11 protein-coding genes are annotated in these 15,762 nt (G+C 73.8%); 7 read left to right on the top strand and 4 right to left on the bottom strand.

The window, feature by feature from the left end; all coding sequences use genetic code 11:
• Positions 1 to 288 precede the first annotated feature (288 nt).
• Positions 289 to 1,230, top strand: a complete 942-nt coding sequence (locus BCD48_RS31755) for a hydrogen peroxide-inducible genes activator (RefSeq protein WP_071052059.1) — start codon at positions 289 to 291, stop codon at positions 1,228 to 1,230.
• On the opposite strand, the gene BCD48_RS31750 is transcribed toward BCD48_RS31755, so the two are convergent.
• Positions 1,189 to 2,580 carry a cation diffusion facilitator family transporter gene (locus BCD48_RS31750; RefSeq protein ID WP_083419491.1) on the bottom strand — a complete coding sequence of 464 codons (1,392 nt, stop codon included), beginning with the start codon at positions 2,578 to 2,580 and terminating at the stop codon, positions 1,189 to 1,191. The genes BCD48_RS31755 and BCD48_RS31750 overlap by 42 nt on opposite strands.
• A gap of 417 nt (positions 2,581 to 2,997) precedes the next feature.
• Here BCD48_RS31750 and BCD48_RS31745 point away from each other — a divergent pair, with 417 nt between their 5' ends.
• From BCD48_RS31745 to BCD48_RS31720, 6 genes are all read left to right on the top strand, one after another.
• Positions 2,998 to 5,778, top strand: coding sequence for a carboxylate--amine ligase/circularly permuted type 2 ATP-grasp protein (locus BCD48_RS31745; protein ID WP_071052058.1), 2,781 nt, complete (start codon positions 2,998 to 3,000; stop codon positions 5,776 to 5,778).
• Positions 5,779 to 5,932: 154 nt separating this feature from the next.
• The gene (locus BCD48_RS31740) at positions 5,933 to 7,714 is read left to right on the top strand and encodes an N-acetylglutaminylglutamine amidotransferase (protein WP_071052057.1); all 1,782 of its coding nucleotides are present in this window, start codon (positions 5,933 to 5,935) and stop codon (positions 7,712 to 7,714) included.
• A 324-nt stretch (positions 7,715 to 8,038) separates the two neighbouring features.
• Entirely contained in the window at positions 8,039 to 8,464 is a 426-nt protein-coding gene (locus BCD48_RS31735) for a GNAT family N-acetyltransferase (protein ID WP_071052056.1), read from the top strand.
• 257 nt (positions 8,465 to 8,721) lie between these two features.
• Complete coding sequence (locus BCD48_RS31730) at positions 8,722 to 10,176, top strand: hypothetical protein (protein WP_071052109.1); 1,455 nt, start codon at positions 8,722 to 8,724, stop codon at positions 10,174 to 10,176.
• Positions 10,177 to 10,280: 104 nt separating this feature from the next.
• Complete coding sequence (locus BCD48_RS31725; RefSeq protein WP_241842152.1) at positions 10,281 to 11,588, top strand: AAA family ATPase; 1,308 nt, start codon at positions 10,281 to 10,283, stop codon at positions 11,586 to 11,588.
• A gap of 8 nt (positions 11,589 to 11,596) precedes the next feature.
• A complete protein-coding gene (locus tag BCD48_RS31720) occupies positions 11,597 to 12,838 on the top strand; it encodes a vWA domain-containing protein (RefSeq protein WP_241842151.1) in 1,242 nt (413 codons plus the stop codon).
• 54 nt (positions 12,839 to 12,892) lie between these two features.
• Here the strand turns inward: BCD48_RS31720 and BCD48_RS31715 are convergent, their stop codons facing one another.
• From BCD48_RS31715 to BCD48_RS31705, 3 genes are all read right to left on the bottom strand, one after another.
• On the bottom strand, positions 12,893 to 14,077 hold the full coding sequence (locus BCD48_RS31715; RefSeq protein WP_071052053.1) for an amidohydrolase family protein: 1,185 nt from the start codon (positions 14,075 to 14,077) through the stop codon (positions 12,893 to 12,895).
• A 116-nt stretch (positions 14,078 to 14,193) separates the two neighbouring features.
• Positions 14,194 to 14,706 carry a hypothetical protein gene (locus BCD48_RS31710; RefSeq protein ID WP_071052052.1) on the bottom strand — a complete coding sequence of 171 codons (513 nt, stop codon included), beginning with the start codon at positions 14,704 to 14,706 and terminating at the stop codon, positions 14,194 to 14,196.
• Between the two features lie 168 nt (positions 14,707 to 14,874).
• Positions 14,875 to 15,714, bottom strand: a complete 840-nt coding sequence (locus BCD48_RS31705) for a crotonase/enoyl-CoA hydratase family protein (protein WP_071052051.1) — start codon at positions 15,712 to 15,714, stop codon at positions 14,875 to 14,877.
• Positions 15,715 to 15,762: the final 48 nt, after the last annotated feature.

Here is a 15,762-nt window from a genome sequence, read left to right as displayed (position 1 = left end):
GCGCGCGGGTGGGGCGGCTGGCCTGCTCGTGGTGCGCGGTCTCGTGGTGCGCGGTGCTGGTCTCGGTACGGGCGCGGAGGACCGGTACGGGGTGCCCTGATGGACGGGCGGGCCGGCCGGTCTGCCCGTCCCCACCTGAGACTGGCTGCGCTTGAGGGTCCTGTCCCTGGTCGCTGGGCAGATCGAAGGGGTGTCGGGATCCGGTCCGTCAGGGCCGTGTGTCCACTGTGGATCGGCCCGACTCAGAAGAGAAATCGAAAGATTCCGAAGAATTGATAGCGTTTCCCTATGGCCAAGCCCCAGCCCACGCTGGCTCAGCTGCGCGCGCTCGTCGCCGTGGCCGAGCACCGCCACTTCGGCCGGGCCGCCGCCGCGCTGCACGTCAGCCAGCCGACGCTCTCGAGCGCCGTCGCCGCGCTCGAGAAGACGATGGGCGTCCAGCTCGTGGAGCGGACCACCCGCAGCGTGCTGCTGACCCCCGTCGGCGACGAGGTCGTCCGCCGCGCCGGCGACGTGCTCACCGCCGTCGACGACATCGTGACGGTGGCACTGCGCGCCCAGGCCCCACTCACCGGCGACATCACGCTCGGTGTCATCCCGACGGTCGCGCCGTACCTGCTGCCGCGGCTCATGCCGATGCTGCGTGACATCCGGCCGGAGGCCCGGTTCGCGCTGCGGGAGGAGCAGACCGCCCCGCTGCTGGCCAGCCTGCGTGCCGGCGCGACCGACGTCGCGCTGCTGGCCCTGCCGATCGAGGAGCGAGGGATCGCCGAGATCCCCATCTACGACGAGGACTTCGTGCTCGTCACCCCCGACGGCCACCCGCTGGCCGGCGGCGCCGCGGTTCCGGTCGCCGCGCTCGGCGGCCAGGACCTGCTGCTGCTCGAGGACGGCCACTGCTTCCGGGCGCAGGCGCTCGAGGTCTGCCACGAGGCCGGCGCGCGCGAGCGCTCCTCGCTGCGGGCGGCGAGCCTGTCGACGGTCGTGCAGATGGTCGCCGGCAACCTAGGCGTCACCCTGCTGCCCGCCTCCGCTGTCACCGTCGAGGTCGGCGAGGGCCGGGGCAGGGGGCTCGCCGTGGCCACCTTCCGCACCCCGCCGCCGCGGCGGCGGATCGGCCTCGCCTACCGCGAGACCTCGGCCCGCGCCCGCGACTGGTCCCTGCTCGCCGCCGATATCCGGGGCTCCCTACCCGGGACCGCCCTGCCGCTCGTCCCCGTGGCCGACTGACGCCGGCGCCGCCGGTGCGGCTGGCGATGCCGGTGCGGCTGGCGCCGCCGGTGCGGCTGGCGATGCCGGCGAGGTCGGCCGCGGCGACGCCTGCCGTACGGACGCTGGCGCCGGGGCGACCGGCGTGACGGAGCACTGCCAGCGAGGGCCGAGCGTGATGGTGAGAACGGCTGGCTCGGCGTGGTCGACCTGCAGTGTCACGTGGTCGATGTGCCAGCGCTCCCGCAGCAGCAGCCGCGCCGTGTTCTGGACCCGGTGGCAGTCGCCGCCCTCGTCCACCAGCAGGTGCGCGGACAGCGCCGGCAGGCCCGAGGTGACCTCCCAGACGTGCAGGTCGTGGACGTCCGCCACCTCGTCGATCGAGGCGAGCGCCTGGCCGATCTCGGCCGGGTCGACGCCGACCGGCGCCGCCTCCATGAACACCCGGCCGGTGTCGCGGATCAGCCCGGCACCGGCGCGAACCATCAGGCCGGCGACGACCAGCGCCGCCAGCGGGTCCGCCCGGGTGAAGCCGGTGACTATGATCACCAGCCCGGCGGCGGCCGTCGCGATGAACGCGAACAGGTCGGTGAGCACGTGCTGGAAGGCGCCCTCGACGTTCAGGCTGCGCCGGTCGGCGCGGGCCAGCAGCGCCGTCGCGGCGAGGTTGACCACGACGCCCACCAGCGCCGTGACGAGCACCGGGACGCCAGCCACGTCGTTCGGGTGGGCCAGGCGCTGGCCGGCCTGGACGGCGAGCACCGCGGCGAGCGCCAGCAGCGCGAAGCCGTTCGCCTGCGCCGAGAGGATCTCCACCCGCCGCCAGCCGTAGGTGAGCCGCCCACCCGCCGGCCGGGCCGCCAGCCGCATCGCGACCAGCGCCAGCACCAGCGCCCCGGCGTCGGTGAGCATGTGCGCCGCGTCGGAGAGCAGCGCGACCGAGCCGGCGATGATGCCGACGACGACCTCCACCAACAGGAAGCCGCCGATCAGCGCGAGCGCCGCCCACAGCAGACGCGCGTCCGCCGTCGCCGACGGCCGATGCACATGCCCGCCGTGCCCGCCCCGGTGCCCGCGGCCGTCGCCGTGCCCTTCGTCGTGGCCTTGCTCGTCGCCGGCGTGCCTGCCGTCGTGATGCTCGTCGTTCACGTGGCCGTGGTCGTCCTGGTGCTCGTACCGGTCGCGGTCCGGGCGCCCGTCGCGGGGCGGATGGCCAGCATGGGCGCCGGCCAGGGGCTCCCCGGCTCCTCGGCTGCCCGCCGGGTCCGCGGCCGGATCGTCCTTGCGGAGACGGCCGGCGTGCGGAGTGCCGCCTGGCTGGGGCGCGAGCCCGCGGGCGCCGTCGACGCCCGCGCCGTCCTGGATGCTCACGGGTGCGCGGACCCCGTGAGAACGCGCCGGCCGGCCGTGCGCGCCGTGATTTCCCGGACCCCCGTCGAAATGCGCGCCGATTCGGTTTCCGAAACCATTTTCACTGCATTCGGACCGGTATTCGCGGGCATGCTCGCAACCCTACGCCGCGAGCCCTGGAGCCGACGCCGCTCGTGCTGGCTATCGCTCGGCGTGACCGGGGCGCCTGGCGTCCCGCGGGCCTTGCCGGGCCCGCGGAGAGGCCCGCTCGTCACCTCCGGGGGCCGGCCCGCGGCGCCGGGCCACCGGACAAAACGGTAAACTGTTGGCATTGTCACCGATTGTGACGCCTGGAATGTAGGTTTCACAGCGGAACATCGGGAAGATCCCGATCAGTGGACATGCCGTTGTAACGGCCCCGACGTAGCGTGGGAGAACATGAGCGGCGCGCCCATTCCAGCCGTCGGCGTCGAGGAGGAGTTTCACATCCTCGATCTGGCCACCCGGCAGCTCGTGCCCCGCGCCGGCGAGATCCTGGAACAGTTGCCCGCCGGCCCTTTCGCCCCCGAGCTGCTGAACTCCGTCGTCGAGACGAACAGCGCACCCACGCGGGATCTGGCCGCGCTTCGCGCCGACCTCGTCGACCTGCGCCAACGCCTCGCCGCCGCTGCCGAGCCGCTCGGCCTCGGCCCCGCGGCGGCCGGCACCGTCCCGATCGTCGACCCGACGATCCTGGAGATCAACAGCGACCCGCGCTACCTGCAGATGACCGAGGAGTACCAGATCCTCGCCCGCGAGCAGGTGATCTGCGGCGCCCACGTGCACGTCGACGTCCCCGACCGGGAGACCGCGATGGCGGTGATCGCCCGCGTCGCCCCGTGGCTGCCGCTGCTGCTCGCCGTCTCGGCCAGCTCACCGTTCTGGCAGGGCGCCGACAGCGGCTACGCGAGCATGCGCACCATGGTCTGGGGGCGCTGGCCGACCGCCGGCGTAGCCGGGACGTTCCAGACGGCCGCCGAGTACGAGCACCTGGTCGCGGACCTGGTGAAGTCGGGCGTGATCAGCGACCCGGGCATGGTCTACTTCGACGTCCGCCCGTCGGCCCACCTGCCCACGCTCGAGATGCGCGTCTGCGACGCCTGCCCGGACGTCGACACCGTGGTGCTCGTCGCCGGCCTGTTCCGCGGCCTGGTCAGCCATGCCATCGAGACGATCGAGACCGGCGCGCCGTTCGGTGCCCCCCGCCCCGAGCTCCTGCGCGCCGCCATGTGGCGCGCCGCCCGCTCCGGGCTGGAGGGCGACCTGATCGAGCTGTCCGGCGTCGGTGCCGGGCCGGTGCCGGCCGAGGACCTGCTGGCCCGGCTGCTGCAGCAGATTCGCCCGCAGCTCGCGGCCGCGGGGGACTGGGAGCTGGTCGGCGGCCTCGCGGAGCAGGCCGTCGACCGGGGCAGCGCGGCGGCCGCGGCCAGGCGTGCGTTCCATCGGCGCGGCCTGCTCACCGACGTCGCGGACCTCGTGCTGGCGCGGACCCGTCAGACCGGACCCGCCACCACCGCCTCGGGCACGCCCGCCGGCGTCCCCGTCGCCGCCCGCGTTCCCGCCGGCGCCGGTGCGGGTGCCGACCAGGCCCCGGCGGCGGCCGAGGGCTCCACGGGGCTCGTGCGCGCCGAGCGGGTGGCGCCGACGCTGCTCGCCGGCTACCTGGCCCATCCCGGTTTCCACGCCGGCGGCGTCGACGAGGCGGTCGACGCCCGGGGCCCGGTCCGCTCGCCGTACCGGGGGGTGCTGCGCGCCCTGGAACGGCTCGGCCCTGACGTCCTCACCGCGCGCTGCGCCGCCCTGGTCGCCGAGCAGGAGTCCCGGGGGATGGTGTTCCGGGTCGCAGGCGAGGCCGAGGGCCGCCCGCTGCCGTTCGACCTCGTCCCGCGCATCGTCGAAGCCGACGACTGGGCGACGATCAGCGCCGGCCTCGTCCAGCGCGTCCGGGCGCTGGAGGCGTTCCTCCGCGACGTCTACTCCGACCGGTTCGCCGTCGCCGACGGGATCGTCCCCGACTGGATCGTCACCGCCTCGCCCGGCCTGCGCCACTGGGGCCACGCCGTCCCAGCGGGGACGATCCGCGCGACCGTCAGCGGCATCGATCTGGTCCACGACCAGGACGGCCGGTGGCTGGTGCTCGAGGACAACCTGCGGGTCCCGTCCGGCGCCGGCTATGCGGTCGCGGTCCGCCGGCTGACCCGCGCGACGCTGCCGGAGCTGTCCTCGCCGTCGGGCATCCTCGGCCTCGAAGGGGTGCCGGCGCTGCTGCGCACCGCGCTCGTGGCCGCCGCCCCCGCCGGCGCCGGCGGCCGGGACGGGCTGGGCGAGCCGGCGCTCGCGGTGCTCACCTCCGGCCCGCACGACTCGGCCTACTTCGAGCACGCCTTCCTCGCGGACCGCATGGGCGTTCCGCTGGTACAGCCGGCGGACCTCATGGTGGAGGACGACGTCGTCAGCCATCGGGTGCCGGGCGGCAGGCGCCGGCGGGTCGACGTGCTCTACCGCCGGATCGACGAGGACGAGTTGTTCGCCGCCCTCGGCGCGGATGGCGCGCCGCTGGGTCCCGCGCTCATCAGCGCGCTCACCGCCGGCACGCTTTCCCTCGCAAATGCCCCCGGCAACGGCGTCGCCGACGACAAGGTCGTCTATGCGTACGTCCCCCGGATGATCAACTACTACCTCGGTGAACGCCCCCTGCTCGACGACGTCCAGACCTACCTCTGCGGCGACCCCGACCAGCTCGACCACGTGCTGCGCCATCTCGACGAGCTGGTCGTCAAGCCGACCGACGGCTACGGCGGCGCCGGCGTGCTGATCGGCCCCGCGGCTGAGCCGCACGAGCTGACGGCCGCCCGCGAGCGCCTGCTGGCCGAACCGCGCCACTGGATCGCGCAGGAGGTCGTCTCCCTGTCCACTCATCCGACCTGGCCCGGCATCGACCCGTCGGACGGCGATGGCGCGGCACCCGTCAGCGCCACGGCCACGGACGTCGGCAACCGGACCAACGGGAGCGCGAGCCGGCTCGAGCCGCGCGCGGTCGATCTGCGGGCGTTCGTCTATGAGGGCGAGCAGACCGTGGTGGCACCAGCGGCGCTCAGCCGGGTCGCCCCCTCCGGCAGCCTCGTCGTCAACTCCTCACGCGGCGGCGGCTGCAAGGACACCTGGCTCCTGCGCGCCTGACGGCGGCGCCCGCGTCGGCGCCGTTCGGTGATCAGCCATGAACGACGGGAGGCGGTCGGCGGCCGAGGGCAGTCCCTTCCAGGCGTGAGCACGAGTACGTAACGCGGCGCGGCGTGCGCCTTGAAGGCCGATTCGGGAGATCCAGGGAGCGGACATGTGCGGGCTGAGCGGTGAACTACGACTCGACGGACGGCCGGCCGACGTCGCGGCGGTCGCACGGATGACCGCCGCGATGCAGCGGCGCGGACCGGACGGCGTCGGGGTCCATGCGGCGGGGCCGGTCGCTCTCGGCCACCGGCGGCTGAAGATCATCGACCTCTCGGAACGCGGCGCCCAGCCGATGAGCGACGCCGAACTGGGCCTCACCGTCGTCTTCAACGGCTGCATCTACAACTACCGCGAGCTGCGCGACGAGCTGGCGGCCGCCGGCTACCGGTTCTTCTCGACGTCGGACACCGAGGTCGTGCTCAAGGCCTACCACCGCTGGGGAACGCGCTGCGTCGACCGCTTCGCGGGCATGTTCGCCTTCGCCGTGCACGAGCGTGACTCCGGCCGGGTGGTGCTCGCCCGCGACCGGCTCGGCATCAAGCCGCTCTATGTCACCGCGGACGCGCACCGGATCCGGTTCGCCTCCACGCTGCCGGCGCTGCTCGCCGGCGGCGGGGTGGACACCGACATCGACCTCGTCGCCCTGCACCACTACCTGTCGTTCCATGCCGTCGTGCCCCCGCCGCGCACGATCCTCACCGGCGTGCGCAAGCTGCCGCAGGCGACCATCCGGGTCATCGAGCCCGACGGCACCAGCACCGACGAGGTCTACTGGCGGCCCGACTTCACCCGCCAGGCCGAGCAGGCCAGCTGGACGCCGGCCGACTGGCGCGACGCCGTCGGCGAGCGGCTGCGCACAGCGGTGCGCCGCCGGATGGTCGCCGACGTCCCGGTCGGCGTGCTGCTGTCCGGCGGGCTCGACTCCAGCATGATCGTCGCGCTGCTCGCCGAGGCCGGGCAGGCGGACCTGGCGACCTTCAGCGTCGGCTTCGAGGCGGCTGCCGGCGAGTCGGGCGACGAGTTTCACTACTCGGACATCGTGGCCAAGCACTTCGGCACCGACCATCACCAGATCATGGTCCCCGGCGAGGCGCTCCTGCCGGCCGTCGACGCGGCGGTCGAGGCGATGAGCGAGCCGATGGTCAGCCACGACTGCGTCGCGTTCTACCTGCTCTCCCAGGAGGTCAGCCGGCACGTCACCGTGGTGCAGTCGGGCCAGGGCGCCGACGAGGTGTTCGCCGGCTACTCCTGGTACCCGCCGCTGGCGGGCGTTGCGCGCGACCAGGCCGTCGACGCCTACCTGGGGGTGTTCTCCGACCGTTCGCACGCCGACATCGCCGCGGTCGTCGCGCCGGGCTACGCGCTCGAGACCGACGCCAGTCGCGGTTTCGTCCAGGGACACTTCGCCGCCCCCGGCGCCGAGACCGTCGTCGACGCGGCACTGCGGATCGACTCCACGATCATGCTCGTCGACGACCCGGTGAAGCGGGTCGACAACATGACGATGGCCGCGGGCCTGGAGGCGCGGACGCCGTTCCTCGACCACGAGCTGGTCGAGCTCGCCGCCGCCTGCCCGCCGGAGCGCAAGCTCGCCGCCGGGGGCAAGGGCGTGCTCAAGGACATCAGCCGCGCGCTGCTGCCCGCCGAGGTCATCGACCGTCCGAAGGGCTACTTCCCGGTGCCGGCGATCCGCCACCTGTCCGGCCCGTTCCTCGACCGGGTCACCTCCGCGCTCTCCGACCCGGCCGCCCAGCGCCGCGGCCTGTTCCGCCCCGACTGGGTGAAGACCATGCTCGCGGCCCCCAACGACAACCGCACTCGGCTCGGCGCCAACGCCCTCTGGCAGGCCGCCCTCCTGGAGATGTGGCTTCAGACCCACGGCATCTAAGGCGGTCCCGCGCCAGACGCTCCGCGCCCGGTGCCGGGCGCCGGGCGCGGGCGCTGGGCGCCCTCGCCACCTGGGTCTGCCACAGGCGTATGGCGTGGCCGGCCTGGTTACGGGCTGGCGAGGTGGATGCGTTGGCGCCAGCGCTGATGCGCGGTCACCTGCTGCGGCTGGGTTGTTCGTATTGGTCGCCTGGACGAGACGGTGTCCACTGCGGCTTCATTCCGCGCGAGGTTCTCCTCTGGGTGACTGTCTGGCAACAGGTGTTGACGGTCCCGTGTGGCCGGATGCCCGGTATCACGTCCCGCAACTGACAAAATACCAACTGTGAAGATCGAGGAGCTGGGTGCGGACGGGACCGAGCAGGCGTACGACGCCATGCGTCAGCTGCGCCCGCACCTGACCTCGGCCGGCTTCGTCCGGCTCGTCAACGAGGTGCAGCGCCCGCAGGGCTACCGGCTGGTCGGCTCCTGGGAGCCGACGTCCGGCAAGGTCGTCGCCGCCGCGGGCTTCCGCGTCCTGCACATGCTGGCGCATGGCCGCGTCCTCGTCGTCGACGACCTGTCGACCATCCCGGCGGCCCGCGGCCAGGGCCACGCCTCCCGCCTGCTCGCCTGGCTCGAACGCGAGGCCCGCAACCAGTACTGCGCCCAGGTCCACCTCGACGCCGGCACCCACCGCTACGACGCCCACCGCCTCTACCTGCGCCACGGCTTCGCCATCAAGTCCTTCCGCCTGATGCGCCAGTTGTGAGCCGCCGGCGAAACAGGGCCGGGGAGCGGGGCCTCGTCGATTCCGCCTGCCCGGTCCTCGGCGCGGCACTGCCCAGATCGACGAGGACGTCATCGACGGCCGCACCGTCCTGCCGAGCGCGGCCGTTCTGACTCGAATGTCGCTCGAAGGGTTCGGACGACTGGGTACTGGGAGCGTTGGTCGGGACGCTGTACGCTATGCCCGATGAGTAACTTCTCTGGTGGAATGGGGGCTTGGTTCATCGAAGGTGAGTGCTGATGCACTCGTCGGAAATGACCGAGGATTCCCGTCTTTCCTGTTGGCGGCGGGTGCGCGCGTTCGCGGTGCCGCCGCCCATGATCGATCAGGCGGCCGCCCGTCGAGCGGTCGGTGACTGGGCCGGGGCCTGCGCCGCCGCCCACGTCGATGTCGATCTACATCCGCGATCCACGGCACGTACCCACGGCCGGGAGATCGCGGCCCGGCTCCGGGACGACCTACGTCATCTCGCGCCCGACCTGCTCCGATGGCACCTCCCGCGGGCCACACCCCAGGGGCTGATCCTCCCGGGTCTGACCATCTCCCTGGCCCGGTACGCGACGGGCGACGGCAGACCGCTGCACCTCGTCGCCCGGACTCCTCCAGCCTCGGCCGCCGGCGGTCAACGGTTCAGCCTCGGGGTGTGGGACGGGTCTTCGGCGAGCGCGGGCCGGCATCCTCGTCCTCGCCCGCATCGACGGTTCCGCCTCGACCTGCACCGGCACCTCTGGGACGCCAGCCATGCCGGTGAGCTGCGGACCAGGGCCGGAGTCCACCGGGCGCTCGACCGGGCGTGGGATGAGCCGCGGCCGGACCGCGCCGTTCCCGCGGGCTGGGCTGTGTCGCCGGGCTGTGCTGTGTCGCCGGCCTGGGCAGTGCCGGAGGACCGGACGTCGCCACCCGGCCGCGCCGGACCACCGGGCTGGGCAGCCCCAGCGGGCTGCGCCGTGGACCACTGGGCGGCGGAGGCCGAGATCCTGCTGCGCGCCGACGGCCGGGCCGAGGACGCCGTGGCGGTCCGGCTCGGTGCCCGGCGGCTGCTGGCGCTGCGGCTCGCCGGCCCGGGGCCGGAACTCGCCGGCGTCCCGCGCGTCGCGTCGCGGCTGGCCGCCCTGCCGGTACTGCCGGACGCCGCGACATGGCTGCCGCCCGACCTGTTGTTGCTGCGCGCCGGGCTGATCGACCCCGGCCAGCTCCACCCGCTGGTGGCCGAGGCGCTGGTGCCCGGCAGCCCGCGGCCCGGCCCGGCGCCCGACGGCGGCGTCTCGCCGTGGCTCGTCGACTGCGGTGGCGTACGGCACCGGATCGGCCTGGTGGACGGGGTGCTCGTCCCGCTGGACCACGACCCGGCCGAGATCCGCCGCGAGGAGCTGCTCACCGCGCTGAGTGGCACCCCGCTGCCGTGCCTACGCGTGATCGACGAGGCCTACCGCCATCCGGAACACCTCGACGACATCCGCGCCCGGCTGGACCACGGCGACTTCGCTGGTGCCCTGGCGGTCGTGGAGGCGCTCCTCGGCCCGGAGGCCGTGCTCCGGGACGGAGCCCTGCGCGACGAACTGATGGCGGCGGCACGCGGCCGGATCGCCCACGGGCTGTTCCGGTCGGGTCTGGCCGACCGCAGGGGGCCGCACGCCTCGCGGCGTCGCGACCATGACCGCCGCCGCCGCCCTCGGCAGGCGCACTACCGCTGACGGCCGGCCTCGGTCGCCGTTCCCTGACGCCGTCCTCTGACGCCGTTCCCTGACGAGCTCTCCCGCCGCGCGACTCCCGCGCCCGCCCCCACAGGTGATCACACATGCCCACACGCACGTCCACGCTGCCCACGTCCATGCCGTTCGAGCCCGTACCACCTATGACCGCCCCACCCATGGCCGCATCGCCCGCGCCGACCCCGGCCGCCGCCTCGTCCTGGGATGCGACCGGCCAGCTCACCGTCGCCGACGACCTGCTGGCCCTGCTGACGAGCACCGTGAGCGAGCCGCGCCAGGACCCACAGCTGGAGGCCCTGATGCTCGCGGTGGCCGCCGACCTACCTGTGTTGCTGTGGGGTGAGCCGGGGATCGGCAAGACGGCGGCGTTGACCCAGCTCGCCGCCTCTCTCGACCTGCCGCTCACGACCGTGATCGCGAGCGTGCACGAGCCGTCCGACTTCGCCGGCCTGCCTGTCGTCGGAGACGACCCGGCCGCGCAGGGCATCCCGATGGCACCGCCGGACTGGGCGGTGCGACTGGTCCGGGCCGGCCGCGGGCTGCTCTTCCTCGACGAGCTGTCGACGGCGCCGCCGGCCGTGCAGGCGGCCCTGCTGCGCCTGGTCCTCGAACGGCGCATCGGCGCTCTGCGGCTGCCGGCCGGAGTACGGATCGTCGCCGCAGCCAACCCCCGGTCGTCGGCGGCCGACGGCTGGGAGCTCAGCCCGCCGCTCGCCAACCGGTTCGTCCACCTCCCCTGGACGCACGACCCGGACGTCGTCGTGCGCGGCCTGGGCGGGACGTGGCCGGCGGTGACGCTGCCGCGGCTCGACCGGGCCAGGCTGCCCGAGGCGGTGGTGTTCGCCCGCCGCGCCGTGTGCGGCCTGCTCGCCGCCCGCCCCGGGCTCGTGCACCGGCTGCCGGACGGGAACGCCCGCCGGGGCGGCGCCTGGCCGTCACCCCGCAGCTGGGAGATGACGCTGCGGCTGGTCGCCTTCGCGACGGCCGCCGGCACCTCGCGGGAGGTGCTGTCGATGCTGGCCCGGGGCACGGTCGGGGACGGCCCGGGACTGGAGCTGCTGGCCAGCCTCGACCGGCTGGACTTGCCCGATCCCGAGACCCTGCTCGCCGATCCGGCGGCGGCCGACCTGCCCGAGCGGGGCGACCTTCGGCAGGCCGTCCTGGACGGTGTCGTCGACGCGGTCCGCCGCCGCCCTGGCAAGGACCGCTGGAACGCGGCCTGGACACTGCTTGTCCGGGCCCTGGAAACCGGCGCGCCGGACCTGGTGGTCGTCCCGGCGAACACCCTCGCCGCGCTGCGCGACTCCGACTGGGAGGTCCCCGAGGCGATCGAGCGGCTCGCCGGCGCGGTGTCCCTGGCCCGGCGCGCGGCCGGGGCCGGGGCCGCCCGATGACGACGGGCGTGCCGGTCACACCGGGCGCGCGGATCACCCTGGACACGGAGAAGCTGTTCGCCGCCCGGCTGCTTGCCGCCCGGGTGCGCCCCTACCTGGCGACCGCCCTGTTCGCGCTGCGCCCGGTGGAGTCGCGGCGGGTGCCGACGATGGCCGTCGACCGCCACTGGCGCTGCTACGTCTCGCCGGCGTTCGTGGATCGGACACCGTTGGAGGAGCTCGCCGGGGTGTGGGTGCACGAGGTTTCGCACCTGCTGCGGGACCATCCCGGCCGTGGCGACCGGTACGCGCGTGAACACGGCGTCGACGGGCCGGGGGAGCGGCTGCGGATGAACATCGCCGCCGACTGCGAGATCAACGACGACATCTACGGCGACGGCCTCGCCCGCCCAGACGGTGCCGTCGAGCCCGATCTTCTCCGATTGCCCCCGGGGAGGCTCATGGAGGACTACCTGGGCATGTTCCGGCTGGGCCCGTACACGCAGGGCCTCGCCTGGCTGGACTGCGGCAGCGGTGCCGACGGCCTGGAACGGGGATGGGATCTCGGTCCCCTCGGCGCGCACGCGCTGACCGCCCAGGAACGCGACGCGATTCGTTTCCGGGTCGCCCGGGGCATCACCGGCAGCCCTGGCAGTGCCCCCGCCGGCTGGCGGCGGTGGGCGGAGGAGGTGTTCCACCCACCCCAGCCGTGGCGGGACCTGCTCGGCGCGGCCGTGCGGTCCGCGGTCTCCGCTCCCGGCGTCGGTGACGACTACACCTACGGCCGCCCGGCGCGCAGAGGCGTCGCCATTCACGGCGCCGTCCTGCCGAGCCTGCGGCGCAGGCCGCCCCGTGTCGGCGTCGTCATCGACACATCCGGGTCCGTGAGCGACGCCGAGCTGGGAAGCGCCCTGCTCGAGGTCACCGCGATCGGCCGGGCCGTCGGCGGCCGCGGTGACCTGGTCACCGTCGTGCCGTGCGACGCGGCCGCCCAGGCGGTCCGCTCGCTGTGCGACGCCGAGGGCATCCCCCTGCTCGGCGGCGGGGGGACAAATCTGCGTGCCGGTCTCGACGCGGCGCTGCGGGCCCGGCCCCGCCCGGACGTTCTCGTCGTCCTGACCGACGGGCAGACTCCCTGGCCCCAGCGGAGCCCGTCGTGTCGCACCGTCGTCGGGCTGTTCGACCGGCGGCCGTCGCCGGGGCAGGAGTCCTTCGGGTCAGAGCCGCCGCCCGCCTGGGCGACGGTGGTCACCATCGGCGCCGGGTCGTGAGCGGTTCCCGCGCGATGTTTCCCCACCGGGCGCCTGGGGCGCCCCGCCTCGCGGTCAGGCGGGGCGGGGCGTCGCCAGGTCGAGGGCGTTGCCGTGGAGGACCAGGCGGCGGTCGGCGGGGGAGAGGGGCTTGGTCTCGGGGAGGTAGTCGAGGGGGCGCGGGAGCGCCTCGATGTGCGGCCAGTCGGAGCCGAAGACGACGCGGTCGGCACCCATCCACCGCACGACGGACTCCAGGTCGTCCTCCCAGAACGGGTTGATCCAGACGTGCCGCCGGAAGATCTCGACCGGGTCCTCCCGGAACCAGCCTGGCAGCTTCCTCGCCTGTGAGCGTGCCTTGCGGAACAGGTCGGGGAGGAACTCGGCGCCGTTCTCGACCGAGGCGACCCGCAAGTTCGGGTACTTCGCGAAATGGTTGGCGAGCAGCATCGAGAGCAGGTAGTCGTGCACCGCCTTCTCGATGGCGAAGCTCGCGATCGTCGGCCCGTAGCTGTTGCCGGAGAAGCTGAAGCTGTGCCCGCCGCCGGCATACCCGTCAGTCGAGACGCCGCTGTCGCCGGCGTGGACCACCAGGGTCAGCCCGCTCTCGTTGAGCCGCGCCCAGAAGGGCGCGAACGTCTCGTCGAACGGGCTGTGCTGGCCGGTCGCGGTCGTCGGCGCGGCGGCGCGCATCACGACCATCCGGGCGCCCTGGCCGATCGCCCATTCCAGTTCCTCGACGGCCCAGCCGACGTCGGCGAGCGAGAGGTAGGGCGCGGCGATGATCCGGCCCTGGTAGTCGAAGGTCCAGTCCTCGGCCAACCACCGGTTGAACGCGCGGAAGGTCTTCGTGACCGCGACCGGGTCGTGCCGGAGCGGTTCCTCGTAGATCATCCCGAGGGTCGGGAAGAGGAAACAGCCCGCCAGGCCCTGCTCGTCGAGAACCCGCAGCCGCGCGGCCGGGTCGCGGTACTCCGCGCGGACCGGCTCGCTGTCGCGGATCAGTTCCAGCGGGTTCGCCTTGTTCGGGTTGCCTCGGAAGTACTCGTTGAGGCAGCCGGGCCTGGAGACGGGGTCGAACGTCGCGTTGGACACCGCCCGGCTGACCCGGCCGCCCAGCACGTGGTACTGCCGGCCGTTGATGGTCGCCCACTGCACGCACCGCGGCCCGTCTCGCGGGTCGAGATGGCGGGTGAAGGCGTCGACGGCCTCGTAGTAGTGGTTGTCCGCGTCCCACACCGGGTGCCCGAGCTGGTCCACAGCCGAATCTTAGAACGCGTTCTATTTGATGTGCCCGCACTTCGCGGCGGAAATTCCGCCTTACGCCCGCGCCGCGCGGCGGGCCGTCTCGGAACGTCCGGCCGCCGGAGCGTCGTTCAGGTGCCGCGCGTCCGGGTGAGGGCCAGCTCGCCCGCGCGAACCTTCTCGAGACTCGCCGCGACGGCGTCGACGACGTCGGGCAGGGAGGCGACCAGTTCGTCGGCGGACTCCTCGTACTCGGCCGGGTTCTCGACGCCGGCCGCGGCGAGCAACGCCATCGGGTCGGCGAGGCGCTGTCGCAGCCAGGCGACCGGGTCGGTGGTGAGGCCGCGGTCGAAGACACGCGCGCCGGGCTCGTTGTCGGTCATCGTCGGGTGGTGGTGCACCCGGTCACGGCTGCCTGGCCCGCGCTCGACGGACTCGAGCAGATCCACGCGCAGCAGCGACGTGTCGACGACGATCCGCTGCGACGCGTAGATCGACCCGCGCCACGGCTGCGGCTCGACGAGCCGCAGCTCGACACGCACTCCCCGCTCCGGGCCTTCCTGCCCCGGGGCCGGGTCCGGGTCGACGAAGTACATGTCCCGGACGGTCACCGCCAGCCGGTCGAAACAGAACACGCTGAGCATCTCCGACCCCCTTTTCGTCCCGCCAGCGTCGCGCGCCGCCGCGTGGATGTCGACCCCGCGCGGCGCGGCCGGCGCCCAATCGCGGCCGGGCGCCGGAGAGCGGGTGGGCCACCGCCTCGGCCGCCTTCGGTGCCACGCCGACCGGGGCAAGGCCGGGCGGTCCTGGTGTCAGGAGCCGGTGAAGACGGGGTCGCGCTTCTCGAGGAAGGCCACCGGCCCCTCGACGGCGTCCTTGGAACGCATCACGGCGTTTCCGTGGCGCTCCTCGATGGGGAATGCCTCGGCCTCGGGCAGGCATTCGGTCTCGCGCAGGGTGGCGAGGATCGCCTTCACCGCGAGCGGGCCGTTGCGGGCGATCCGGCCGGCGATCTCGCGCGCCTTCGCCAGTGCCTGCCCGTCTGGCACGACATGGTTGACGAGGCCGAGCTCGTACGCGCGCCGGGCGGGCAGGTCCTCGCCGGTGAGCAGCATCTCCGCCGCGACCGCGTAGCCCGTCTGCCGGCGCAGCCGGACCGCCGACCCGGCCATCGGGAAAAGCCCCCGCTGCACCTCCGTCACCCCGAACACGGCGCTCTCGCCGGCGACGCGGATGTCGGTTCCCTGCAGGATCTCGGTGCCGCCGGCGCGGGCGTGCCCCTCGGCGGCCAGGATGATCGGCTTGGTGGGCCGGTATCTCTTCAAATAGGCCGCGAGGGGGATGCCCGGGTCGTCCTGCAGCCGGATGATCCACTCGTTGTCCCGCACCCCGGCGCGCAGCCGGCCGATCTCGGCCAGGTCCATGCCCGCGCAGAACGTGCCGCCCCGGCCGGTCAGGATCGCCACCCGCAGGGTGTCGTCCTCGTCGAGCCGCCGCCAGGCGTCGTACAGGCGGCAGAGCACCTCCGCGTTCGTCGCGTTGCGCTTCTCGGGCCGGTTCAGCGTCACCGTCAGCACCGGCCCGTCCGCCTCGGCCAGCACCAGCGGTCTCGCTCCGGACTCGGGCACACCGACCTCCCAGACTGTCGTCACCGAGGGCCTCGGCTCTCCTCACCGACGGCCTCCGGCCAGGTGGCCGCG

This window comes from Pseudofrankia coriaricola (assembly GCF_001854805.1).
In the GTDB taxonomy this organism is placed as follows: Bacteria; Actinomycetota; Actinomycetes; order Frankiales; family Frankiaceae; genus Pseudofrankia.
Note: the sequence above shows the minus strand (reverse complement) of the source record. Positions and strands in the feature narration are given on the sequence as shown.